This is a genomic window from Halomonas sp. GXIMD04776 (assembly GCF_049808615.1).
Classification (GTDB): domain Bacteria; phylum Pseudomonadota; class Gammaproteobacteria; order Pseudomonadales; family Halomonadaceae; genus Modicisalibacter.
The window spans coordinates 75,189-98,267 of record NZ_JBNCAN010000012.1 but is presented as its reverse complement, the minus strand read 5'-3'; the positions used below and the strand labels follow the sequence as shown (position 1 = coordinate 98,267).

The 23,079-nt window shown below is 57.5% G+C and carries 26 protein-coding genes; 16 read left to right on the top strand and 10 right to left on the bottom strand.

The window, feature by feature from the left end; all coding sequences use genetic code 11:
- Positions 1–121 precede the first annotated feature (121 nt).
- The 4 genes from ACPF7Z_RS10110 to pepN all read left to right on the top strand — a co-directional run bounded on the left by ACPF7Z_RS10110 (position 122) and on the right by pepN (position 4,411).
- Complete coding sequence (locus ACPF7Z_RS10110) at positions 122–619, top strand: GNAT family N-acetyltransferase (protein WP_425193115.1); 498 nt, start codon at positions 122–124, stop codon at positions 617–619.
- Positions 620–681: 62 nt separating this feature from the next.
- Positions 682–1,167 (top strand): YajQ family cyclic di-GMP-binding protein, encoded by a 486-nt coding sequence (locus ACPF7Z_RS10105; RefSeq protein ID WP_425193114.1) that lies wholly within the window; start codon positions 682–684, stop codon positions 1,165–1,167.
- Positions 1,168–1,224: 57 nt separating this feature from the next.
- Positions 1,225–1,596: a YbaN family protein gene (locus tag ACPF7Z_RS10100; protein ID WP_425193113.1), complete on the top strand. Its 372-nt coding sequence runs from the start codon at positions 1,225–1,227 to the stop codon at positions 1,594–1,596.
- A gap of 139 nt (positions 1,597–1,735) precedes the next feature.
- Positions 1,736–4,411, top strand: a complete 2,676-nt coding sequence (gene pepN / locus ACPF7Z_RS10095; protein WP_425193112.1) for an aminopeptidase N — start codon at positions 1,736–1,738, stop codon at positions 4,409–4,411.
- 85 nt (positions 4,412–4,496) lie between these two features.
- Here pepN and ACPF7Z_RS10090 read toward each other — a convergent pair whose 3' ends face one another.
- From ACPF7Z_RS10090 to ACPF7Z_RS10065, 6 genes are all read right to left on the bottom strand, one after another.
- Positions 4,497–4,916 carry an invasion associated locus B family protein gene (locus ACPF7Z_RS10090; RefSeq protein WP_425193111.1) on the bottom strand — a complete coding sequence of 140 codons (420 nt, stop codon included), beginning with the start codon at positions 4,914–4,916 and terminating at the stop codon, positions 4,497–4,499.
- 186 nt (positions 4,917–5,102) lie between these two features.
- Positions 5,103–5,396 (bottom strand): hypothetical protein, encoded by a 294-nt coding sequence (locus ACPF7Z_RS10085; protein WP_425193110.1) that lies wholly within the window; start codon positions 5,394–5,396, stop codon positions 5,103–5,105.
- 3 nt (positions 5,397–5,399) lie between these two features.
- On the bottom strand, positions 5,400–6,269 hold the full coding sequence (nfo, locus tag ACPF7Z_RS10080) for a deoxyribonuclease IV (RefSeq protein WP_425193109.1): 870 nt from the start codon (positions 6,267–6,269) through the stop codon (positions 5,400–5,402).
- Between the two features lie 117 nt (positions 6,270–6,386).
- A complete protein-coding gene (locus tag ACPF7Z_RS10075) occupies positions 6,387–6,614 on the bottom strand; it encodes a type II toxin-antitoxin system HicA family toxin (RefSeq protein ID WP_425193108.1) in 228 nt (75 codons plus the stop codon).
- A complete protein-coding gene (locus ACPF7Z_RS10070) occupies positions 6,611–6,814 on the bottom strand; it encodes a type II toxin-antitoxin system HicB family antitoxin (protein WP_425193107.1) in 204 nt (67 codons plus the stop codon). Before ACPF7Z_RS10070 ends, ACPF7Z_RS10075 begins: the two co-directional genes overlap by 4 nt.
- A gap of 192 nt (positions 6,815–7,006) precedes the next feature.
- Positions 7,007–7,492 carry an Lrp/AsnC family transcriptional regulator gene (locus ACPF7Z_RS10065; protein ID WP_425193106.1) on the bottom strand — a complete coding sequence of 162 codons (486 nt, stop codon included), beginning with the start codon at positions 7,490–7,492 and terminating at the stop codon, positions 7,007–7,009.
- Positions 7,493–7,751: 259 nt separating this feature from the next.
- On the opposite strand from ACPF7Z_RS10065, the gene ACPF7Z_RS10060 reads away from it, so the two are divergent.
- Positions 7,752–9,455, top strand: a complete 1,704-nt coding sequence (locus tag ACPF7Z_RS10060) for a 2-isopropylmalate synthase (RefSeq protein ID WP_425193105.1) — start codon at positions 7,752–7,754, stop codon at positions 9,453–9,455.
- A gap of 171 nt (positions 9,456–9,626) precedes the next feature.
- On the opposite strand, the gene ACPF7Z_RS10055 is transcribed toward ACPF7Z_RS10060, so the two are convergent.
- Positions 9,627–10,454 carry a formate/nitrite transporter family protein gene (locus tag ACPF7Z_RS10055; RefSeq protein ID WP_425193104.1) on the bottom strand — a complete coding sequence of 276 codons (828 nt, stop codon included), beginning with the start codon at positions 10,452–10,454 and terminating at the stop codon, positions 9,627–9,629.
- A 184-nt stretch (positions 10,455–10,638) separates the two neighbouring features.
- On the opposite strand from ACPF7Z_RS10055, the gene ACPF7Z_RS10050 reads away from it, so the two are divergent.
- From ACPF7Z_RS10050 to ACPF7Z_RS10030, 5 genes are all read left to right on the top strand, one after another.
- A complete protein-coding gene (locus ACPF7Z_RS10050; RefSeq protein ID WP_425193103.1) occupies positions 10,639–11,337 on the top strand; it encodes an MgtC/SapB family protein in 699 nt (232 codons plus the stop codon).
- Positions 11,338–11,381: 44 nt separating this feature from the next.
- Positions 11,382–12,338, top strand: a complete 957-nt coding sequence (gene yegS / locus ACPF7Z_RS10045) for a lipid kinase YegS (RefSeq protein ID WP_425193102.1) — start codon at positions 11,382–11,384, stop codon at positions 12,336–12,338.
- Between the two features lie 24 nt (positions 12,339–12,362).
- Complete coding sequence (locus ACPF7Z_RS10040) at positions 12,363–12,791, top strand: VOC family protein (RefSeq protein ID WP_425193101.1); 429 nt, start codon at positions 12,363–12,365, stop codon at positions 12,789–12,791.
- A gap of 9 nt (positions 12,792–12,800) precedes the next feature.
- The gene (locus ACPF7Z_RS10035) at positions 12,801–13,238 is read left to right on the top strand and encodes a nucleoside deaminase (RefSeq protein ID WP_425193100.1); all 438 of its coding nucleotides are present in this window, start codon (positions 12,801–12,803) and stop codon (positions 13,236–13,238) included.
- 114 nt (positions 13,239–13,352) lie between these two features.
- Positions 13,353–13,847, top strand: coding sequence for a hypothetical protein (locus ACPF7Z_RS10030; protein ID WP_425193099.1), 495 nt, complete (start codon positions 13,353–13,355; stop codon positions 13,845–13,847).
- Between the two features lie 127 nt (positions 13,848–13,974).
- Here ACPF7Z_RS10030 and ACPF7Z_RS10025 read toward each other — a convergent pair whose 3' ends face one another.
- Positions 13,975–14,178, bottom strand: a complete 204-nt coding sequence (locus ACPF7Z_RS10025; RefSeq protein WP_425193098.1) for a cold-shock protein — start codon at positions 14,176–14,178, stop codon at positions 13,975–13,977.
- Positions 14,179–14,532: 354 nt separating this feature from the next.
- Entirely contained in the window at positions 14,533–14,739 is a 207-nt protein-coding gene (locus ACPF7Z_RS10020; protein WP_299246308.1) for a cold-shock protein, read from the bottom strand.
- Between the two features lie 476 nt (positions 14,740–15,215).
- Here ACPF7Z_RS10020 and ACPF7Z_RS10015 point away from each other — a divergent pair, with 476 nt between their 5' ends.
- The 3 genes from ACPF7Z_RS10015 (at position 15,216) to ACPF7Z_RS10005 (ending at position 16,928) form a co-directional block, all read left to right on the top strand.
- Complete coding sequence (locus tag ACPF7Z_RS10015; protein WP_425193135.1) at positions 15,216–15,602, top strand: TM2 domain-containing protein; 387 nt, start codon at positions 15,216–15,218, stop codon at positions 15,600–15,602.
- Positions 15,603–15,664: 62 nt separating this feature from the next.
- Positions 15,665–16,246: an exopolysaccharide biosynthesis protein gene (locus tag ACPF7Z_RS10010; protein ID WP_425193097.1), complete on the top strand. Its 582-nt coding sequence runs from the start codon at positions 15,665–15,667 to the stop codon at positions 16,244–16,246.
- Between the two features lie 40 nt (positions 16,247–16,286).
- On the top strand, positions 16,287–16,928 hold the full coding sequence (locus ACPF7Z_RS10005; RefSeq protein WP_425193096.1) for a LysE family translocator: 642 nt from the start codon (positions 16,287–16,289) through the stop codon (positions 16,926–16,928).
- Between the two features lie 76 nt (positions 16,929–17,004).
- On the opposite strand, the gene ACPF7Z_RS10000 is transcribed toward ACPF7Z_RS10005, so the two are convergent.
- Positions 17,005–18,951: a transglycosylase SLT domain-containing protein gene (locus ACPF7Z_RS10000; RefSeq protein ID WP_425193095.1), complete on the bottom strand. Its 1,947-nt coding sequence runs from the start codon at positions 18,949–18,951 to the stop codon at positions 17,005–17,007.
- A 125-nt stretch (positions 18,952–19,076) separates the two neighbouring features.
- On the opposite strand from ACPF7Z_RS10000, the gene ACPF7Z_RS09995 reads away from it, so the two are divergent.
- From ACPF7Z_RS09995 to ACPF7Z_RS09985, 3 genes are all read left to right on the top strand, one after another.
- Entirely contained in the window at positions 19,077–19,418 is a 342-nt protein-coding gene (locus tag ACPF7Z_RS09995) for a YkvA family protein (RefSeq protein ID WP_425193094.1), read from the top strand.
- A gap of 101 nt (positions 19,419–19,519) precedes the next feature.
- On the top strand, positions 19,520–21,418 hold the full coding sequence (gene htpG / locus ACPF7Z_RS09990) for a molecular chaperone HtpG (RefSeq protein WP_425193093.1): 1,899 nt from the start codon (positions 19,520–19,522) through the stop codon (positions 21,416–21,418).
- A 126-nt stretch (positions 21,419–21,544) separates the two neighbouring features.
- Positions 21,545–23,029 (top strand): protein adenylyltransferase SelO, encoded by a 1,485-nt coding sequence (locus ACPF7Z_RS09985; RefSeq protein WP_425193092.1) that lies wholly within the window; start codon positions 21,545–21,547, stop codon positions 23,027–23,029.
- The last annotated feature ends 50 nt before the right edge of the window (positions 23,030–23,079 follow it).

The window sequence follows — 23,079 nt, the reverse complement described above, 5'->3', positions numbered from 1 at the left end:
TCCGGGTCAGGTTCAATACGCCGGCGCAAAGGAATCGCGCTGTGGATCAAAGTGATGACAAACCCCGAAACACCCCCCACAATGCCGTCCTCAACCCGTCAGCCAAAAGATGAGTTCCATCGTGTTGCCATTGCTGCGCCCGGCCCGTTCCGATGATCTCGATGCGCTTTGCCATCTGGAGGTCGCCTGTTTCGACTGGGATCGTTTCAGCCGTCGTCAACTGGCGCACCTGCTCACCCGTGCCCATGCCGTTACCTGGGTTGCTGTCGATGAGCATGAAACGCCGATCGGCTACGGTACGCTGCTCTTCCGGCGCAACAGCCGCAGCGCTCGACTCTACTCCTTCTGCGTTCATTCTTCGGCGCGGGGAAGCGGTATCGGTCGAGGGCTTGTCGAACGGCTCGAAAAGGAGGCTCGTGAGCGTGGAATGCACAAACTGGTTCTCGAGGTGCGTGCCGACAATCGCGCAGCGATGGGGCTTTACCGGAGAATGGGCTTTCTACCGCGCCGCTGGCTGGACGATTATTACAGCGATGGCTGTGCCGCCTGGCAGATGGATAAGCAGCTACAAGTAGCCGATCCGGCGGGTTCCGGCATTCCTCTGGGGGCTGTTCCGTGATGCGTCGGGTAGCGGCTTGGGCTAGCATAGAGGCTTTAACTGCATAGTACGGAGTAGAATGGATGCCTTCTTTCGATATCGTCTCGGAACTCGATAAGCACGAAGTGACCAATGCCGTGGACCAGGCCAATCGTGAACTTGGCACCCGCTTCGACTTTCGCGGTGTTACTGCCAGCTTCACCGAGGAAGGTGAGAGTGTAAACCTGGAAGCGGATGCGGATTTCCAGTTGCGCCAGATGATCGATATCCTCAAGGGACGCCTGATCGCTCGAGGCATCGATGTGAGCTGTTTAGAGGAAAAGGATGCGGATAGCAGCGGCGTGCGTGCTCGCCAACAGATAGTGCTGCGTCAGGGCATCGATCAGCCACTGGCCAAGAAGATCGTCAAAACGATCAAGGATGCCAAGCCCAAGGTGCAGGCGCAGATCCAAGGAGATAAGGTGCGAGTTACCGGCAAGAAGCGCGACGATCTGCAAGAGGCCATGATGCTGTTGAAAAACGATGAATCCATCGATATGCCTTTGCAGTTCAACAATTTCCGCGACTGAAGGGATCCGTCGAAGGTCTATTCGGTAATAGCAACTCCACGCCGTTCGGAGGCTGCGATGTCGAAGCTGCAGCGCACGCTCTATACAAGTCTGGCGGGTGTCAGCTTCGGTCTGGGCATCGTCGGGGCGTTTCTGCCGCTGATGCCCACGACGGTTTTCATGCTGCTGGCGCTATGGCTGGCATCGAAGGGCTCGCCGCGTTTCGCTGGCTGGATTCGCCGACATCCGCGCTTCGGCCCGCCTATCGCCGCCTGGGAGAATGAGCGTGCCATTTCACGCCAGGCCAAGTGTCTGGCGGCTGCTATGCTGTTACTGTCGATGTCCGTGATTACCTTTACTCTTGATTCGCTATTGCTGCGCAGCCTGCTGATTCCATTCCTCGCCCTGGTAGGGTTATGGATCGTCACCCGGGCAGAGCCGCGTAGTTGAATCGCACCCCTTACCTCGACGCCCGATCATCCTTGGCGACACGTCACCTCGACCTCGTTCATCGGCGGCTGATCTCTTTGAGACGCCTGCCCCGGTGGCCGTACAATGGTCGGCAACCATATTCAGGAGAGTTCATTCGATGTCTACGCTGCAAGAGTTACCGACGACCTCGGAGCCGCAACCCACCTACCTGAGCGACTATCAGCCACCGGCCTATCGGGTGACCCATACCGAGCTCAAGTTCGATCTTGCCCCTTCGAGTACACGAGTCACCGCGTTACTGCATCTCGAAAGGCACCCCGACAGTGCGCCGGGGCGTCCGTTGACCCTCAATGGTGAGAAGCTGTCGCTACAGCGCATTGCCATCGATGGGCAAGAGCTTCAGGAAGGCGAATACCGGCTCGACGAGAGAACGCTGACCATCGATGACGCGCCGGACCGCTTGCGTCTAGAGACCGAGGTCGAGATTGATCCCGCCTCGAACACCGCGCTGCAAGGGCTCTATGTTTCCAATGGCATGTTCTGTACCCAGTGTGAGGCTCAGGGCTTCCGCCGCATTACCTTCTATCCGGATCGCCCGGATGTCATGGCGACGTTTGCCACCACGGTGATTGGTGACAAGGGGCAGCTACCGGTCTTGCTCTCCAACGGCAACCCGGTGGAGCGTGGCGAACTGCCCAATGGCAGGCATTTCGTCAGCTGGGAAGACCCTCATCCCAAGCCCAGCTACCTGTTCGCTTTGGTGGCGGGTCAACTCGAGAAGATCGAAGATCATTTCACCACCATGAGCGGTCGTGAGGTGCTGCTGCAACTTTGGGTCGAGCCGCAGAATATCGATAAGACCGAACATGCCATGCGCTCCCTCAAGGCAGCGATGAAGTGGGACGAAGAGACCTATGGTCGCGAGTACGATCTCGACCGCTTCATGATCGTCGCCGTGGATGATTTCAACATGGGGGCGATGGAGAACAAGGGCCTCAATATCTTCAATAGCGCCGCGGTATTGACTCATCCCCAGACCGCCACGGATGCCGCTTTCCAACGGGTAGAAGGCGTGGTGGCCCACGAATACTTCCACAACTGGTCGGGCAACCGGGTCACCTGCCGCGACTGGTTCCAGCTCTCTCTCAAGGAAGGCTTCACCGTCTTCCGTGATCAGAGTTTTTCCGCGGACATGAATTCGGCCCCGGTCAAGCGCATCCAGGATGTGTCGATGCTGCGCACCGCCCAGTTTGCCGAGGATTCCGGCCCGACCGCCCATCCAGTGCGCCCGGATCATTACCTCGAGATCACCAACTTCTACACCCTGACGATCTACGAGAAAGGCGCGGAGATTGTGCGCATGCTGCGCCATCTGCTGGGTTGGGACACCTTTCGTCAAGGGTCGGATCTTTATTTCGAACGCTTTGACGGCCAGGCGGTGACCATCGAGGATTTCGTCGGCTGCATGGCGGAGGTCTCGGGGCTCGATCTTGGCCAGTTCATGCGCTGGTATTCTCAGGCAGGCACGCCAGAGATCGATGCCATCGGTGAATACGATTACGCCAAGGGCGAATATCATCTGACCCTGCGCCAGCGTACCCCGGCCACGCCAGGCCAACCCACCAAGCAACCGCTGCATATTCCCGTTCGTGTCGGCCTGGTGGGCACCAAATCCGGGGAGGATATGGCCCTTACCCTAGAGAACCCGGAAGATCAGGCGAATCTGGACAAGGGCGGCGTGCTGCATCTGCGCGAAGAAGAGCAGACCTTCGTCTTCACGGGGCTTAATGAGGCGCCCATCCCCTCGCTGCTGCGTGGGGTTTCCGCACCGGCCAAACTGCGCTTTCCCTATGGGCGCGACGACTTGGCCTTTCTGCTCAAGCACGATATCGACGGTTTCAATCGCTGGGACGCCGGGCAGCGTCTGGCCATGCTGGCTCTCGACGATTTGATCGCCGCCCATCGCAATGGGGTGGAGAAGGTCATGGACCCGCGGGTCATTGACGCCTTCCGCAGCCTGCTGACGACTCCAGCAGAAGACAAGGCAGTGCTTGCCGAGATGCTGACGCTACCATCGGAAGCTTATATCGCCGAGCAGCAGCCGGTGGTGGACGTGGACGCCATCCATGCCGCGCGTACCTTCGTCAAGCAGTCCTTGGCCTATGCCTTGCGGGACGAATTCCTGGCGATGTACCAGGCCAATCAATCCGACGCGGCCTACGTCCCGAATGCGGAGCAGATCGCAAGCCGCAGCCTCAAGAACGTGGCGCTGTCGTACCTGATGAGCATCGAAGACGAAGAGGGTGTCGCCCTGGCTCAGCAACAATTCGAGGCCGAGCACAACATGACGGATGTGCGTACTGCCTTGACCTTGCTGGTACACAGCTCCCGGGGGAATATCGCTGATCCGGCGCTACGCGCCTTCGGCGAGAAGTGGGCCCATGATCCGCTGGTCATGGATCAATGGTTCAGTCTGCAGGTCACCCGGCCCCAATCCGATGCCCTGGATCGAGTGAAATACCTGATGTCGCATCCAGCGTTCTCGCTCAAGAACCCCAATCGTGTGCGGGCGTTGATCGGCACTTTCGTGGGCCAGAACCGGGTCAATTTCCATCGCCTGGATGGGGAGGGCTACAAGCTGCTGGCGGACGTGGTCATCGAGCTCAACAAGCTCAACCCGGAGATCGCGGCCCGTATCATCACGCCGCTCACTCGCTGGCAGCGCTTCGATGAACAGCGCCAGGCACTGATGAAGGCGGAGCTCGAGCGTATTCGCGCCGAGGATCTGTCGCCGAACGTCTATGAGATCGTCGAGAAGGCGCTGGCAGGCTGATGCTACAAGGCTAGCCGATATTGGAAATAAAACGGGGCCGCTCATCCGAGCGGCCCCGCTTTTTTGTGGCTGTTCAATATAAAGATCAGCGTGCGATGCGATCGTTGGCGGCGGTGAAGCCCTGCAGAGAGATGGGGAGGTTGAGGCGCTCACCTCGCGGACCCATGATGCTCAGGGTGGCCCGGCTGCCATTGCGCATTTGCTGGCGCAGGGTTTCCGTGACCGGGATGTCGGCACGACAGCCTTGCTGCTGGCACATTTGATAGGGAAATTTGATCGGTTCGCCGTTATCGATGACCAACTGCAGCCCCGGGGCCAGACGGGTGCCGAGGGGCAGGATGAAGGCCATCGCCGGAGTATCGAGTTCCTGCGGATAGGCCATGATGACTTGCATGATCGGCTGATTGCCATTGGGATTGTCGACCAATTGCATCATCGAGCACTGCCCCGCAGTGCCCCCTTCGGGGCAACGCACTTCCCAATCCTGAAAATTTTCGACACTCATGTTGGGATCCGCTTGTCCCTGCTGCGCGAGGGCATGAGAGGCGAGTCCGCCGCAAAGCAACAGTGTGAGAAGTCCAAGCCGTAGTTTGAAACGAGAAAGCATAGGATATGTCGTCCCTGGTTGTGGTCCACGCTTGCTACTTTACGTGACCAGACAGGCTTCGTCATAGTCATGGCGACACTTTCGTCACGTCATCAGCCAGCTCAATATCAACAGGCCCATCAATGTCCAGATCACGCCACCAATGATGGAGCGGCCTATAAAGCTGCGAATGCCCTTGATCAGCAACAATAGCCCAATCACCAGCACGACCATGTTGAGTAGTGATGTATTGACGCCTAGAGAGCCGGATAATCCTTCGATGAATTCGTAGATGGCGATCCCGATACCGGCAAAAAAATCCGAAAATAAATCGACGAGCGCGCGAATCGCCTCACCAATGCGCTCACCGAGCCAGTTGAAAAAGCCATCAGTTTGCATGAATCATCCATGAAGTGTGTCTGGGGTGTCGGAACGTTGTTGAGCGCGAAGCCAGCTTATTTCCTGAGACCAGAGAGCCGGCTCGATGGTTTCCAGAATCATTGGAATGCCATCAAGTCGCGTATCACGCATGAGGGTAGTGAACGCCTCAAGGCCTATATTGCCTTGACCCAGGCTGTGATGACGGTCGACGCGGCTGGCGAAGGCGCTCTTGGCGTCATTCAGGTGCATGCCGCGCAGATGGTTCATGCCCACCACGGTATCGAACTCATTCAGCATGGCGGTGCAGGTCTCGGCGCTGCGTAGCTCATAACCGGCGGCGAAGGCGTGGCAGGTGTCGATGCACACACCCACCCGGGTCTTGTCGTCGACCTGCTCAATGATCTCGGCCAGATGCTCGAAGCGGTGCCCCAAGTTGGTGCCTTGTCCGGCGGTGTTTTCGATCACCGCCGTGACGCCGCGGGTATGGATAAGCACCTCGTTGATCGATTCGGCGATACGCTTGAGGCATTCACTCTCGGAAATCTTGCGTAGATGGCTGCCCGGATGGAAGTTGAGCAGCCTCAGGCCGAGTTGTTCGCAGCGCCGGAATTCATCGAGAAAGGCCGCCCGGGATTTTTTCAAGCCATCGGGATCCGGATGGCCGAGATTGATCAAATAGCTGTCGTGGGGAAGAATCTGCTCCGGAGCAAACTCATGTTGCTCGCAGGCGACCCGAAACGCCTCGATGGCCTCGTCGGTCAGCGGCTTGCCTACCCACTGACGCTGGTTTTTGGTGAACAGCGCAAAGGCATTGGCGCCGATCTCCTGGGCGCGAATCACCGCCTGATCGGCACCGCCGGCGGCGCTGACGTGGGCTCCGATATATTTCATGGGGACTCGCGTTTCAGTTTGCCCGATTCAAACGCCTCAAAAATTTCACGTTCCTCCTGATCAAGGCTGCTCATTTTTTCTCCTGAATTACATTAAGCACCGTATTAGACTCGATGCTTAAAGCAGTTCTTGAAACTCATCGATTGATATATATGCCTGCTTCAAAATATGTGAGAGCGTCGATCGCTTTATAGGCCGGTGTGCCGGCACCGTGATTTTCAGAACTCCTGAGCGGGTGCGTTTCTGGAGCCGTATGTGGCTACCTCGTTGGCGAACCACCACCCAACCATCCCGTTTCAGTGCCGCAATCACCTTCTCATACGACACACTCGGAACCTTGCTCATACTGCGACTTCCGCAATCTCCGCGTCAGGACCGAAGCTCATGTCGTCTTCCACAGGCTCCAGATATAGCTCTATGGCCTCTTGAATATTCCGCATGGCCTCGTCTTTACTCTCCCCTTCGCTAATACAGCCGGGGAGACTGGGAGCATATACCGTGTAGCCACCTTCCTCGCTGGGCTCAAGAACAATTGTTAATTTCATGAGGAATCCTCCAGATATGAATGAACTCAGCCGAATCTAACAGCGATTAGATAGCCTGTGGGGTATTGAGTAAATATGCCGACGCGTTCATTGATCTGATAATACCATCGTAAGACTAGGCAACCTGTTGTTTTTAAAAATGTTGCCAATCATAGCATTGGCGGATGCGATTTGCTGCTTGGCCGGCCAGTTTCAACCCACCGGCGTCGGCGGGTTGTCGATCACCCGACGCAGCACGAAGCTCGAGTGCACGCCGCTGACGCCTTCAATGCGGGTGATGCGGTTGAGCAACAGGTTCTGGTAATCGTCCATGTCGCGCACCACTACCTTGAGTTGATAGTCGGCTTCCTGACCGGTAATCAATAGGCACTCCAGCACCTGAGGCAGGGCACCTATTTCCTTTTCGAAATTGGCGAAGCGCTCCGGGGTATGACGATCCATGGAGATATGCAGCAGCGCCATCAAGCTATAGCCGAGTCGCTTGCTATCCACCAACGCGCGATAGCCGGTAATCAGGCCGCTTTCCTCCAGCGCGCGAACCCGGCGCAGACAAGGCGATGGAGAAAGGCCGATGCGCTCAGCCAGTTCTTGATTGCTGATACGGCCTTCGTGCTGCAGGATATCGAGGATGTGGCGATCGTAGCGATCCAGAGCAGGGCAAGTCTCGTTTGCTGGCAAAAGGGGAATCCTGTATCGATAAAGTACGTTTTGCCGATATTTTATGCCAATACCAGGTGCATTTTCATCTTATTTCGCAATCCTCTACGCATTCGAATGGCGTAGTCTATTAAGCATCGTTATCGCGATAGCCTCGTTGTGTCGGCAGTGGCTCCACAAGTGCTTCTGCCGGCGCTAGACTCACAAGGTCTAACACACTGCTCAAACATTCGCCGGTCAAGCTGACATCCGGCATCAGACTCCGGCAAGGATATGACTCATGGCTTCTGTCTCCACTGCTTTTGATCATCGCAAATACGCCCCGGTGGAACCGGTTCCGCTCACAGATCGTCAGTGGCCTTCGCGTAGGCTGACCAAGGCTCCTCACTGGGCCAGTGTCGATTTACGCGATGGCAATCAGGCGCTACTCGAGCCGATGAGCGTGGAGCAGAAAAAACAACTATGGGCGTTGCTGGTGAAAATCGGGCTCACGGAGATCGAAATCGGCTTTCCTGCCGCCAGCCAGCTCGATTATGACTTCACGCGCTGGCTGATCGAGGAGAACCAGATCCCCGAAGGCGTGAACGTGCAGGTCCTGGTGCAGGCCCGCGAGCATCTGATCGAGAAGACCTTCGAGGCGCTCGAAGGCGTCGAGCGGGCCATCGTGCATGTCTACAACTCGACCTCGAAGGTGCAGCGCGAGCGGGTCTTCGAGCAGGAGCGCGAAGGCATCGTGGCTATCGCCGAGCAGGGAGCGCGCTGGGTCAAGGAATATGCCGCGCGCTATCCTGATACCCAGTGGACCTTCCAGTATTCGCCGGAGAGCTTTACCAGCACCGAGGTGGATTTCTCTGTGGAGATTTGCCAATCGGTGATGAATGTCTGGCAGCCGACCCCCGAGAAGCCGTGCATCCTCAATCTGCCGGCTACCGTCGAAGTGGGGCCGGTCAACCATTTCGCCGATCAGATCGAGTATTTCGTCACGCATCTGAAGAACCGTGAGAGCGCGATCATCTCGCTGCATACCCACAACGATCGCGGCGGCGCAGCGGCGGCGGCGGAATTGGGCCTGCTGGCCGGTGCCGATCGTGTCGAGGGTACCTTGCTGGGCAATGGCGAACGCACTGGCAATATGGACATTATTACCTTGGCGATGAACCTCTACAGCCAGGGCATCGATCCGCAGCTCGATCTCTCCAATCCCGACGAGATCATCCAGGTGTATACCGAATGCACGGATCTTCCCGTTCATCCACGCCACCCATGGGTCGGGGAATTGGTCTATACCGCCTTCTCGGGTAGCCATCAGGATGCGATTCGCAAGTGCCTGCATAAACAGCAGGACGACGAGCCGTGGCAGGTGGCTTATCTGCCCATCGATCCCAAGGATCTGGGCCGCGACTATCATGCAGTGATTCGCGTCAACAGCCAGTCGGGTAAAGGCGGCATGGCCTTCTTGCTCGAGCGTGATTTCGGTATCAGTCTGCCGCGCTGGATGATCCTGGAACTGGCGCCGGTGGTGCAGGTGGCCAGCGAAAAGGTGACCGGCGAGCTTTCCAGTCAGGCGATTCGCGATATCTTGATGGACACCTTCATGCGCGATGCCCCACTGACCCTCAAGGGCTATCGTTTGGATCGGGAAGACGCCGAGCGATTGATGGCGACCCTGATGCAAGGAGATGAAACGATCGCTCTCGAAGGTCAGGGTAACGGTGCTATTTCCGCCTTCATGGATGCCTGGCAGCGTCATACCGGCCAGAGCGTGAACGTGGTCGACTATGGCGAGCACGCGTTGGGGGAGGGCAGTGATGCCGTCGCCATCGCCTTCGTGCAGCTTAATATCGACGGAGTGCGAGTCAGCGGTATGGCCGAGGATGGCGATACCGTCAGCGCGTCGCTCAAGGCGGTACTCTCGGCGATCAACCGCAGCAACGCTGCCTCTGGCATGCTTGACTCAGTGCAGGCGCAGGCAGCTAACGCCTGATCCGTGTCACCAGGGCCTGCTGACGTTTCCTCACGGCCGCCCCTGAGGCGGCCGATTCGCGTAGGGCGCTTTGGCTTCCATGCTGAAGCGTACCGAACCACAGTGACAACGTTCGTCGAGTTGCATGACATCCTTCTTTGTCCATGTTCATCGTTGTTTCGGGTCGAGCGTTCAGCCTGTTCCGTTCAGGTTGTCACTACGCACCTGAGCGTGACTGATCAATGCAAAGATGAAGGTGCCGCCCACCACGTTGCCCAATAGCGTCGGCAGAGCGAACCTGACTGTATAATCGCTCATGCTGGCATTGCCGTCGAAAACCAGATACAGAACTTCCGTGGACCCCACGATGATATGCGTGAACCCACCCAGGCCGATCAAATAGGTAACGATCAGGATCACCCAGATTTTGGCCTGTCCGGCGGCGGGAATCAGCCATACCATGGTGGCGATCATCCAGCCGGCGACGACGCCCTTGGCGAACATCTGACTGGGATCATTGCTCATGACTTTCTTGCCCAGAGAAATGAAGACGTCGTGAGTCTGGGCATCGAACAGAGGCATGGCTAACAGCACATAGGCGGCGATCGCCACGCCGATCAAGTTACCGATAAGCACCACGCTCCAAAGACGCAGTAAGCAAAAAAGCTTGAAAAGCCCTGGCTCGTTCACCAAAGGGAGCACCGCAGTGACGGTGTTTTCGGTAAATAGCTGTTGGCGTGCCAGGATGATCACAATGAAACCCATTGAATATCCCCAAGAGGAAATCAACAGGCCAGTATCGTTTTCGGGAAGGTGGGACTTGAGCAAGCCAATGGCCAGCATCGAAAAACTCATCGACAACCCGGCGGCGATGGCTGACCACAGCAGTGCCGAAACCGTGCGACGCAGTTCTTTCTCGCCCTGGATGCGTATCGTTTCGTGTACAGCGGCCGCTTGAGTTTGCTGGGATTTGTCCTTCGTTTCTGTAGCCTTTGCTTGGGGCATCTTGGTCGCTGACAAGAGAAGCATTCCTTCCTGTTGGACGTTGGATGTCCTCGACTGTGATCGATAGCATGCCTTGCCGCAATCCCTTATCACTCGTTCGGTTATCCAGATACGTTTAAAAGAACAAAAGAGTGAATCCTAGGCGGTTTTTCTCGCAAGCTGTACTTTAGATAAAATTGATTGGTGTGGGGAATGATGCATGACCGAAGACGCATGGACGATATTGATTCATCTGGGTGCTGCCTGGCTAGCGGGTAGTCTGATCGGATTGGAGCGTAGTTATCACGGCCGCCCCGCAGGGTTTCGCACTCACGCATTGGTATGTGGAGCCTCAGCGATGCTGATGCTCATTTCTGTGCATCAAGGCGAGTGGATGGCTGGCAGCAGCCTGGCGGACACGGCAATACGTACCGACCCTACCCGTATGGCCCAGGGCATCATGACGGGCATCGGTTTTTTAGGTGCGGGGGTCATCTTCAAGGAAGGCCTGACAGTGCATGGCCTGACTACGGCAGCGTCGATCTGGATTACCTCGGCGCTGGGAATTCTGTTTGGTATTGGTTTTCTCTACCCTGCAATATTGGTGACCATCGCGACGCTCTTGACGTTGTCGACCTTTCGTTGGGTAGAAAGTCGCTTGCCCAGTGAGTTTTTCGCGGATCACATGTTGTGCTATGCCATCGATGCAGTCGATGACGAAGCCAAGGTGCGCCGAATGATCGCCGAGCACCGGTGTGTCATCAAGTCGATGAGCTACAGCCTGGATGAACGCGGTACCCTCTATCGTTACCATATGGTATTACAAACCCATGACAAGCAAAATCTGGCCAAATTGGCTGCTCATCTGCGCGACTCGGATACCATTCAGGAGTATCGATTAGCGCCGTCGACAACATGATGGCTGAAGCGCATAACAACACTATGAGTTCAAGGGACGTATGAATGGCCGACACAATGGCAGGTACGGCGCGTTTGATTCTCAATGGGAAGTCATCCCAGGTTCCTGAAGTACGTGAGGCCGTGGAGGCATTGCGAGAGGAAGGTTACGACCTGCAGGTACGTGTTACCTGGGAGGCAGGCGATGGCCTACGCTACGTGAAAGAAGCCAGCCAAGATGGCGTGGGCCGGCTGATTGTCGGTGGCGGCGACGGCAGCGTCAATGAGGTCGTCAATGGCCTGATGCGGCTTGAGGAGGCCAACCGGGCATCGTTGGGCATACTTCCCTTGGGGAGTGCCAATGATTTTGCGCGGGGACTCGGCGTGTCTTTTGAACCACTGAATGCTTTGCGTACTGCGTTGGGTGTCTCGTCCCGGGCCGTGGACGTTGCTCATCTGGGAGAGGATTACTTCATCAATATGGCCTCCGGTGGATTTGGCGCCCAGGTGACGACCTCCACGCCACGAGCGCTCAAGCGCGTACTCGGTGGCGGTGCCTATGCCCTGATGGGCATGTTCAAGGTCTGGCATTATCGCCCCTATAGTGGGCTCGTACGCTGGAGGGAAGGCGATCGTGAAGATCAGATCGAGGCACCGCTTTTTCTGCTGGCGATTGCCAATGGTTCTCAGGCGGGGGGTGGTCAGCAGTTAGCGCCTCAGGCCAAGATTGATGACGGCTTGCTGGATGTTCTGGTCGTGCGGCATTTCTCTTCCCTGAGCGAAATGCGCCAGTTGATGGCCGAACTGGAACGAATCCCGGAAAACGGGGATTTCGTGCGAACGGTGCGTACTTCACGTATCGTCTTTCGTGCCGACGGTGTGTTTCCTCTCAATCTCGATGGCGAGCCACGCTATCTGCGCGAGTTCGAGGCATCGATCATACCGCGTGCCATTCGCATGCTGTTACCCCCGAGTAGCCCGTTATTGTCGTCATCGTCCCCCGCTCGGGCTGAGACTGCCTGAGGAGAAACCAAGGAGGAATATCGCATGCAGAATCCGTTTCATCTGGCCGTGCAGGTGCGTGATATCGAGGAGGCTCGGCGATTCTACGGTGATCTTCTAGGCTGCGCCGAGGGGCGCTCCAGTGATTCCTGGGTCGATTTCAATCTCTATGGCCATCAGTTCGTCTGCCATCTGAACCCTGAGTTGGGTGGCGTGCAGGATACTCTTCATCTCAATGCTGTCGATGGTCATGGCGTACCCGTTCCGCATTTCGGTGTGGTGCTGGACATGCCGGCGTGGGAGGCCCTGGTCGATCGTCTGACCCAGGCAGGAGTGCGTTTCGAGATAGAGCCCTATATCCGCTTCCGTGGTGAGCCGGGAGAGCAGGCCACCATGTTCTTTTTCGACCCGTCAGGCAATGCCCTTGAGTTCAAGGCATTTCGCGATATTGAAGGTCAACTGTTTGCTACGTGAGGTGTTGCCATGGACGAGTTCATGCAGGCGGCCATCGATGAAGCGCGCCAGGGGTTGGAAGAGGGCGGTGTGCCGATCGGGTCGGTATTGGTGCATCGAGGGCGTATCATCGGCCGTGGGCACAATCAGCGTCAGCAGCGCGATAGCGTGGTGCTGCACGGTGAGATGGATGCGTTAGAGAAAGCGGGACGTCAGCCGGCGTCTGTCTATCGGGAAACCGTGCTCTATACTACGCTGTCGCCTTGCCCCATGTGCAGTGGGGCGATCCTGCTGTACGGTATTCCACGTGTGGTGATTGGTGAAAACCGCACGTTCATGGGTGCGGAAGCCCACCTTCGTGAGCAAGGGGTTGAGCTCGAGGTGATCGATAGTGCCGAATGCCGTGACCTGATGGAGGCATTCATCAGGCGTCATCCCGAGTTGTGGAACGAAGATATCGGTGGGTAAGTGTCGATGCATAAGCCCAGGGCAGCAATCGACATACCTTGCGCAAGAAGGCCGGGTTTGCTGCAATGACGCTGCATCGAATGAAGGGTTCATTCGTTTTCAAGGAGAGGATCGATGGCCAAAGCGCCCTGGATATTGCCTGCAGCGGCTCTAATGCTGACATTGGGCCTGGCGGCTTGCGACGATGGTGAAGAACCGGTTACGCAATCGAGTAGCGACAATGCTGGCGAGTCGGTGCAGATCGCACAAGAGTCTACACAGCCGGCCGAGCAGCCGAGTGGTCAGGCACAAGGTGACTCGTCTCCCTCGAGCGATGCGGCGACGATGGACGAATCCAGTGATGCTGATGCGATGCAGTCACAGAGCAGCGGCTCACTCGAGAGTGATTCGTCTTCGAGCGATCCCGTCACCGATAACGATGCCGGTGAAACTGCCGCGGATAGCTCCTGGGACAACACGGAAGATGATGTCAACGAGGCATTGAAAGAAACAGAGCGACGTTTCGAGGAGGCTGAAAAGGAACTGGAGGAACAGTTCAAGGCCGCTGAAGAGGAGGACGTCAAGCAGAATCAGGAAATCGATGCCCCTGTAGAGGGCGACCAGCCCTGATAGTGTTGTATATGGCATCGAAGTGAATGGCGCCGGCATGAACGGTGCATACGAAAAGGCCCACCGAAGTGGGCCTTTTACTGTAACCAACGTCCGATCAGTTGGTCGTCACATCATTAAGCCGAGATCACTCAGGCTTGATGTTGGCAGCCTGAAGGCCTTTCTTGCCCTGAGTGACGTCGAAGGAAACCTTCTGACCGTCCTGCAGAGACTTGAAGCCTTCAGCTTGAATTTCAGAGAAATGAGCGAAAAGGTCATCACCGCCGTCGTCGGGAGAGATGAAACCAAAACCTTTAGTATCGTTGAACCACTTGACAGTGCCAGTTGCCATTGTCGATTTCCTTACTTCTAACTAGATGATATTAACGAGGTTTCGAGAAGCCGTGAGCTGCTTTCCACCATCAGTGCGAGGCTCATATGCTAGAGAAAACGCGCACGAGGATTATCGAGGGGAATCGATTACAACCGACGTCATTCTGCTTACAAACCAACGGAGGAGAGAGTGCGCTATTCATTCGAAAGGGTCAAGAACTATTTGACATCATGCTTGGCAGTATGACGTATGCTGACCATAGGATATGAAAGAAAGGCCCACCTGGGTGAGCCTTTTACTGCGAGCGCTGGCAATTGAGGAGCCGTTGCGAGGGGGGTCGTCATCGTCTCCGGAATTGAAGTAGCGCAGAGATTAGTTCTCGACCTTGATGTTAGCGGCCTGAAGGCCTTTCTTGCCCTGGGTGACGTCGAAGGAGACCTTCTGTCCATCCTGCAGAGTCTTGAAGCCGTCAGCCTGAATTTCGGAGAAGTGGGCAAACAAGTCGTCGCCGCCATCGTCTGGGGAGATGAAACCGTAGCCCTTGGTATCATTGAACCACTTGACAGTGCCAGTTGCCATTTGCAGATTTCCTCGACTAACTAATGATGGTGCTGGGAGTGAAAGAACCAGTGTTGCTTTCACACCCGTATCACGTAAGTCAGTCGGCAAAGGCGCTATTATCTACCGTGCGAGCGGCTTAGGTGACGCTACTTTGCCTGCCGACCAACGTTGCGGGGTCATGTTTGAAGAATGCCGTTGTGCTGCTAAGGCGGCTATTTTCAGGTTACGATACCCGCATAAGCACGATAGTTGGAAAAATCATGTACGTCCAGAATGCCGATTATGCTTCTCCAACCGCCGCGGAGCACTTCTTGCAATAATGGCGTGACACGGGCTTGGAGGGCGTGATCACCTGCATCGGAGCGCCATACGGCGGACAGCTATCTCAAAGAGCGCTTGGCGTCATTTAAACAGATTTTGGTAGTGTGTCGTTTAACAATCACAGGATTACAGGAGCGAACGTGACTCACTTGTCTGCCAGCAATACCCACAGTATGGGGGTTGGTTATCTGCTGTGGATCTTTGGTTTCACAGGGGCGCATCGTTTCTACTATGGCAAGCCGGTTACCGGAACGATCTGGTTCCTTACTCTGGGCCTGTTGGGCATCGGTTGGTTGATCGATCTGTTTCTCATTCCTGGCATGGACAGGCAGGCCGACCTGCGCTTCAGAGCAGGACCGATCAACTACACGCTGGCTTGGGTGCTGTTGACCTTTTTAGGCATCTTTGGCCTTCACCGGATGTACATGGGCAAATGGATCACGGGGATTCTCTATCTGCTCACCGGCGGACTATTCTTGCTCGGCGTACTGTACGATTTCTGGACGCTGAACGATCAGATTTCCTTGAAGCATGCACGCCGCGGAATCTTCAGTGGCTGAGCACGCTGCTCATCTTGCACTTCGACCTCATCTCATCGATTGAGGCACGCCAAGGAGGGCGCATGGCGCAAGGCATCACCTTGACGCAGCTAATCGAGCAACTCGATGAAGCTGATAGTGGCGAGACGATTCGCCTGCAGGACATCGTCGATAACTTCGAGACTCGCGGCTTCGGGCCGTTACTGGTGTTGCCGGCCCTCATAGTAGTGCTGCCGACCGGCGCCATTCCGGGTATACCGACGCTATGTGGGCTGTTCATCACCATGGTGGCGGCACAAATGATGATGGGCAAGTCGTCGCCCTGGTTGCCACAACGCCTGTCCCAGCGTGGGTTCAGTCACGACAAATTCAGTCGTGCGGTGACGCGCCTGAAGCCCTGGACACAACGCATCGACAAATTGCTCAAGCCGCGCTTGCAGCGTCTGGTCAATCCGTTATCCACACGCTTGATCGCCGCTCTGGCAGTGGCTCTGGCGCTATCCATGCTTCCTCTGGAGCTCGTGCCCTTTGCGGCTGCGTTACCGGCGCTGGCCATTACCCTGATGGGGCTCGGGTTGGCCGCCAGAGATGGCCTGTTGATGGCGTTTGGGCTCGTTGTGGTGGTCGCTGGCGGCCTGTTCCTGTTTCAGTGGTTGTTTTCGTGACTCGCCCATTCAAGCTGACGCTTTTCTAGTGGGATCAACCATGCTGATTGATGCTCAATTCTGGCCCTTCGTGCTTGCTATCACGTTGCTGAGCATGACGCCCGGGGTCGATACGCTGCTGGTGATTCGTAATACATTGCGCGGTGGTACCTGGGAGGGTGTACTGACCAGTCTAGCCATCTGCTGCGGCCTGTTCGTACATGCCAGTGTTTCCGCGCTGGGTATTTCGTTGATCCTGCTGCAATCGGCCTGGGCCTTCGGTGTGCTCAAATTGCTGGGAGCCGCTTATCTGATATGGCTGGGAATACAGAGCCTGCTCAGCGCCCGGCGCGGTACACCCTTGCCCGTCGCCGGGGTCAGTGCACCGTCGCGGCGGGTCTCTTCCTGGTTGTCGCTGCGGGAAGGGTTTTTGTCGAATGTGCTCAATCCCAAGACCGTCGTGTTCTATATGGCCTTTCTGCCCCAGTTCATCGCGCCGAGTGATCCGGCGCTGCTCAAGTCGCTGTGGCTGGCCAGCGTGCATTTCCTCATCGCCAATGTCTGGCAGATCGGGATCGTGCTGATGGTGGGCCGTGCTGGCCACTGGCTGGCCAAGGGGTGGGTGTCGCGCAGTATCGAGAGTCTCACCGGAACGGTGTTGATCCTGTTCGGCATCAAGCTGGCTCTGCAGCAACGTCCATGAACAGGTTCTAAGCGTCTTGTCAGGGCTTAAAAAAAGACGCCTCAAGCGAGGCGTCCGGCGTCATATTCCACTGTTACTAGTTGCGGGCGAGCAGCGAGGCATCGTAGTCACTCTGGCGTTCGGCCTGGGTCAGCATGGCGATGCCGCGGGTATCGCCATCCCGTGCCAGGCTGGCAAAGATGACTTGATAGGCCAGTACCGCCTGAACGTAATTGCGGGTTTCGCGGAACGGGATGCTCTCGACGAACAGGTCGAACTCCTCAGGTGAGTCGCGTAGCCAACGATCCACTCGGCCCGGGCCTGCGTTGTAAGCCGCGGTGGCCGCCAAACGGTTGCCACGATAGCGCTTTAACATATCGCGTATGTAGGTGCTGCCCAGGCGAATGTTGACCTCCGGGTCGAACAAACCTTCCAGACTGGGGTTGGCGCTACCCATTTGACGGCTGACCAGCGCCGCAGTACCCGGCATCAGTTGCATCAGGCCTCGGGCGCCTACCGGGGAAACCGCTTCGTTGTTGAAGGCGCTCTCCCGCCGCGCGATGCCCATCAGTAAGAAGGGGTCGACACCGGTCGTCTCGCCCCAGCGTAGAAAGCTATCGCGGTAGGCGCTGGGAAAGCGCCAGTCCAATGCGTCCCATTGCTCGGCGGCAATCGTGGTCTGGACCAGAGTGGCATAGCGCCCCTGACTCAGCGCGTAGTCTGCCAGCGCCTTGGCTTCTTGCTCGCTGGCCCGCGCCACGGCGCCATACCATTCGCTGCGGGCAAGCCCGGGTTCGCCGATGCGCTGCAAGGCCTCGGCACGTTTGACCGCAGGCCAGTTGGCGACCTGACGACGGAAGCTTTCGTTGAAGACGGCCCGTTCTAAATTGAGGTTATAGGGCTGCTGCAGACGATCGGCAGCGGCAAAGCCGAAGAAGTCGCGCTGGGCGGCGGCGATCGCATAGGCGTTGCGGGATGCCTGTTCGTCGCCTTGCTTGGCCAGAGCACGCCCCAACCAGTATTGCCAGCGGGCGCTCTGGCCGGCCTCGTCGGGCATTGTGCGGACCCAGTGAATGACCTCGTGCCAGTTGCGTTGTGCCAAAGCGCGACGCACCCGGAGTTCGAGCAGATCCTCGTCCGCCAGGCGAGGAAGTGCTTGATCGACCCAGCCTTCATTGTTGCGAATCTCTCGGGCCATGGAGTAGAACGCCAGATCGTGTTCAATCTGATGGCGTTGCGAGGGCTCGAGTGTCAGATGAGAGCCGATCTTGCGCCACGCCTCGAGGGCCGCCTCGGTATCGGCCCGGGTGAAGTTGTGCATGCCCGCCGTGAACAGGGCGGCACTGCCTGCTCCGCCAGGGCCAAGCGAGATCGGTATCCGCGTAATCGCGCCGTAATCCTTCTGCAGGCGCTCGAAGGCCGCTTGAGCATCATTCCAGGTGCTGGGTAGCGAGCGTGCCAGGTAGCGCGCCAGCCCGTCTTCGCCGTTTTCCCAAGCCAGCATCTGACGCTGCCAGATGGCATGCCCATCGATGACGCCCCGCGCCCGCAGGGTAGCGAACAGATCATCACAGGCATTAGGCTGAGAGCGCCCGGTCAGCCAGAGATCGAGTCCACCCCGGGACGCCGTGCTCGGTTCGCGATCGAGCAGGGCGGTATAGTAATGGCACTGGCGGATGGTGCCGCGGGGTTCGCCATTGCTGACTGCCAGTAGCGCATCGTAACGACCGCTGGCGCCGTAGCTGACCTCCGCCACGCCGCGCAGCCAGTCGCTCAGAGGCGAATCGGCATAGCGCTCCAAATAATCGTTGACGACCGCCGGGTCGAGATGAGGCAAACGGTCACGTAGACGATGGTACTCGACATAACCCGCGAGTATATGATCCTCGATGGCGGCCTGGTTGATCTTATGCCATTGCTTGTTGCGGGCGGCTTCCAGAGCCTGGCGCATCTGCTGATCGGCGCTGTCGGCGGCCATGGCAGGTAGACTCATCAACGTGGCGATCACCAAGGCCATGCCATGCCTGACATATCGAATTTTCATGACTGGTGTTTCCTCGTGCTTGCCCCAATTATGTAGATTGTCCCGACAGGTGAGTGCCATCAGGTTGCAACGTGTCTTCAGCTAGGAAGTCTTGCAATTTTACGCGTTCGAAACGGAGAAAAGGAATGTCCCTACTGAAACCCTGGAGTTTTTTCTCGCGTCTCAAGCATCGCACCGGCGCGCTGTCGCGTATGGGCCGCGCCCTGCGGCTGTTTGCCCCCATGTGTGCCGATGTGATCAAGGGACGCTATCGTCCGGTTCCCTGGTCGGCATTCATGTGGATGGCGTTGGCCTTTGTCTATCTGATATCGCCCCTTGATCTGATTCCTGAAGCCTTGTTGTTGATCGGGATGGTGGACGATGTAGTGATCGTCGGTTGGATGCTCCACAAGGTCGATGGCTCGCTCGAGGACTATCGTCGCTGGAAAGGAGTCGATGCCGACCCACCGATGCAGAACCCAGGCTAATACAACACTGCTTATCATGTTCGGGTGCTTGAAAAGTGTTCGCTGGGCCCCATATCGGTATCGACGCAATCACTCACAGCACCATGAGGGGCTTTTGCCACATGACTACCGCCACCCATGAAGAAACGCTTGGTTTCCAGACCGAAGTCAAGCAGTTGCTACACTTGATGATTCACTCCCTGTATTCCAACCGGGAGATATTCCTGCGCGAGATGATTTCCAATGCCGCCGACGCCTGCGACAAGCTGCGCTATGAGGCGCTGGACAACGATGCGCTCTATGGCGACGACAGCGATCTACGTATCGAGATCGAGCACGACGACAAGGCAGGAACGGTCACCGTGCGCGACAACGGCATCGGGATGAGTCGTGAAGAGGTGATCAAGAATCTCGGCACCATCGCCAAGAGCGGTACCGCGGAGTTCCTGCAGCAACTTTCCGGCGAGCAGCAGAAGGACGCCAAGCTGATCGGCCAGTTCGGGGTAGGCTTCTACTCCGGCTTCATCGTGGCCGACGAGGTCACGGTACGCACCCGTCGCGCTGATGCGAAGGAGGGTGTGGAGTGGCGCTCCAGGGGCGAGGGCGAATTCACCATCGCCGATATCGACAGACCCCAACGCGGTACCGAGATCGTGCTGCACCTTAAAAAAGACGCCAAGGAGTTCGCCGACGACTTCCGTCTCAAGAATCTGGTGCGCAAGTACTCCGACCATATCGAAGTGCCGGTGCGCATGCCCAAGACCGAAAGGGCCCAGGACGAGGACGGCAAGGACATCGAGGGCAGCGAAACCGTTACCTGGGAAACCGTCAACGAGGCTCAGGCGCTGTGGGTGCGCCCCAAGTCGGAAATCAGCGACGACGAGTACAAGGCGTTCTACAAACACGTGGCCCATGACTTCAGCGATCCGTTGACCTGGAGTCACAACAAGGTCGAAGGCAAGCTCGAATATACCAGCCTGCTCTATGTGCCCGGGCGCGCACCCTTTGATCTCTACGAGCGGGACGGCGCTCGGGGTGTACGTCTTTACGTGCAACGCGTGTTCATTCTGGAAGATGCCGAGCAGTTTCTGCCGCTCTATCTGCGCTTCGTCAAGGGCGTGGTGGATTCCAAGGATCTGTCCTTGAACGTGTCTCGGGAGCTGCTGCAGCAAGATCCGCAGGTCGACAAGATGAAATCGGCGCTGACCAAGCGCGCACTCGACATGCTCAAGAAGCTGGCCAAGGACAAGGAAACCTACCAGACCTTCTGGAACAACTTTGGTAGCGTGCTCAAGGAAGGCCCGGCGGAAGATTATGCCAATCGCGAACGGATCAGCGAGTTGCTGCGCTTTTCGACCACCCACACTGACAGCGCTACCCAGGATCAGTCCCTGGCGGACTACGTGGGCCGCATGAAGGAAGGTCAGCAGAAGATCTACTACATCATTGCCGATGGTTTCAATGCTGCCAAGCACAGCCCACATCTGGAGATCTTCCGCAAGAAGGGCATTGAGGTGCTGCTGCTCTCCGATCGCATCGACGAATGGTTGATGAGTCATCTCACCGAATATGATGGCAAGACCTTCGCCGATGTGGCCAAGGGCGATCTCGATCTGGGTGAGATCGAGGGCGAAGAAGAGAAGCAGGCTCAGGAAGAAACTGCCAAGGCCAAGGAAGATCTGGTCAAGCGGGTCAAGGAAGCGCTAGGCGATGACGTTCAGGAAGTGCGGGTGACCCATCGCCTGACGGATTCCCCGGCCTGCGTGGTGCTCTCCGAGCATGAGATGGGCTTTCAAATGCGGCGTATCATGGAGGCTGCGGGTCAGCCAGTGCCGGAGGTCAAGCCGATCCTCGAACTCAATCCTGAGCATAGCCTGGTGACTCGGCTGGAAAATGCCGGTGATGACGGCTTCGCGGATCTTGCTCGCATCCTGCTCGATCAGGCAATCATCGCCGAAGGCGGTCATCTCGATGACCCGGCGGCCTACGTCAAGCGCCTCAATACGTTGCTGACGGCCTGAGGTTCATCTGACATTATCGACAGCACCATACAAACGACCGGCCTTCTGGCCGGTCGCTTGCTTTTGCAGCCATGCCACTGGCATGGCTTACACTCAAGACAGCGATCGTCGCAAGGAGTGTGTCGCATGAACTTGAATTCTCTGCAGTTCGACAACGCCTGGATGCGCTTGCCGGAGGCGTTCTATTCCCGTGTTTCGCCCACCACCTGGCGCGATACGCGTGTGCTGGATGTGAGCCCCCTGGGGGCCGCTCAGTTGGATATGGACTCCGACTCCATCGATCGCGAGTGCCTAGAGGCATTGATGGCCGGTCGCGAACTCCTGCCCGGCATGGCGCCTATCGCCCAGAAATACACCGGCCATCAGTTCGGCACCTACAACCCGGCGCTCGGCGATGGGCGCGGCCTGCTGCTGGGCGAGGCGATGACGATCCAGGGGGCCATGGATCTACACCTGAAGGGCGCCGGTCAGACCCCGTACTCCCGCTTCGGCGATGGCCGGGCCGTGCTGCGTTCCTCGATCCGCGAATACCTCGCCGGGGAGGCCATGAGCGGGCTGGGCATTCCCACCACCACGGCACTGGCGGTGGCGATCAACGGTGAGCGCGTGATGCGCGAGCGGGTCGAGCCCGGCGCGACCTTGTTACGGTTGTCGCCGAGTCATGCGCGGTTCGGGCATGTCGAGTGGCTTTATCAGCGACGCAAGACCGAGGACATGCAAGCGCTGCTCTGGCATTTGATTCATCGCCATCGCCCCGAATTCGCCGAGGCCGAGAGGCCCTTCGAGGCCTTCTTTGCCGACGCGGTGGAGCGTACCGCGAACCTGATTGCCGCCTGGCAGGCCTATGGCTTCGTGCATGCAGTGATGAATACCGACAACATGTCGCTGCTGGGCCTGACACTGGATTACGGGCCTTATGCGTTCATGGAGCGCTATAAACCCGACTGGACGCCCAATCACACCGATGCCGGCGGGCGTTACGCCTTCGATCAACAGCCTGGGGTAGGCCTGTGGAACCTGACCGTACTGGCGCAATCGCTGACGCCGTTGATCGATGTCGAGCGCTTACGAGGCATGCTCGATGAATACGAGCCTACCTTGCAAAGCACCTACGCGCAGCTTATGCGGGCGCGGCTGGGATTGACCGCCAAGAAGGACGACGACCATTCGCCGGGCGACGCTTCGTTGACCGCCGCTTGGCTCAAGCTGCTCGAGCAGCATCAAGCGGACTTTCACAACGCCTTTCGTGCATTGGGGAATTATCGCAGCGATGCCGATTCGCGCTGGCAACTGGCAAATGCCCTGGAGATCGCACCGGAAGACAAAGCGCTGGAAACCTGGCTCGACGATTACGATCGGCGACTGCAGCAGGAATCCCGCGGTGCTGAAGCCCGCAAGCTCGCGATGGATGCGGTCAACCCCTGCTATGTGCTGCGCACGCATCTAGCTCAAGAGGTCATCGAGGCCGCCGAGGCCGGTGACAGCGCTCCTTTGCGCTGTTTTCGCGAGCGTCTGGCCTCACCCTTCAGCCGCCACGTCGGTGATGGCGATGATTGGTTCCTGCCCCCGGCGATAACGGCACCGCCGGTATGCCTTTCCTGCTCATCCTGAGAGAGTGGCGATCAGAATCGGCAGGCGTTGCCATCAACGCCTATGCTATA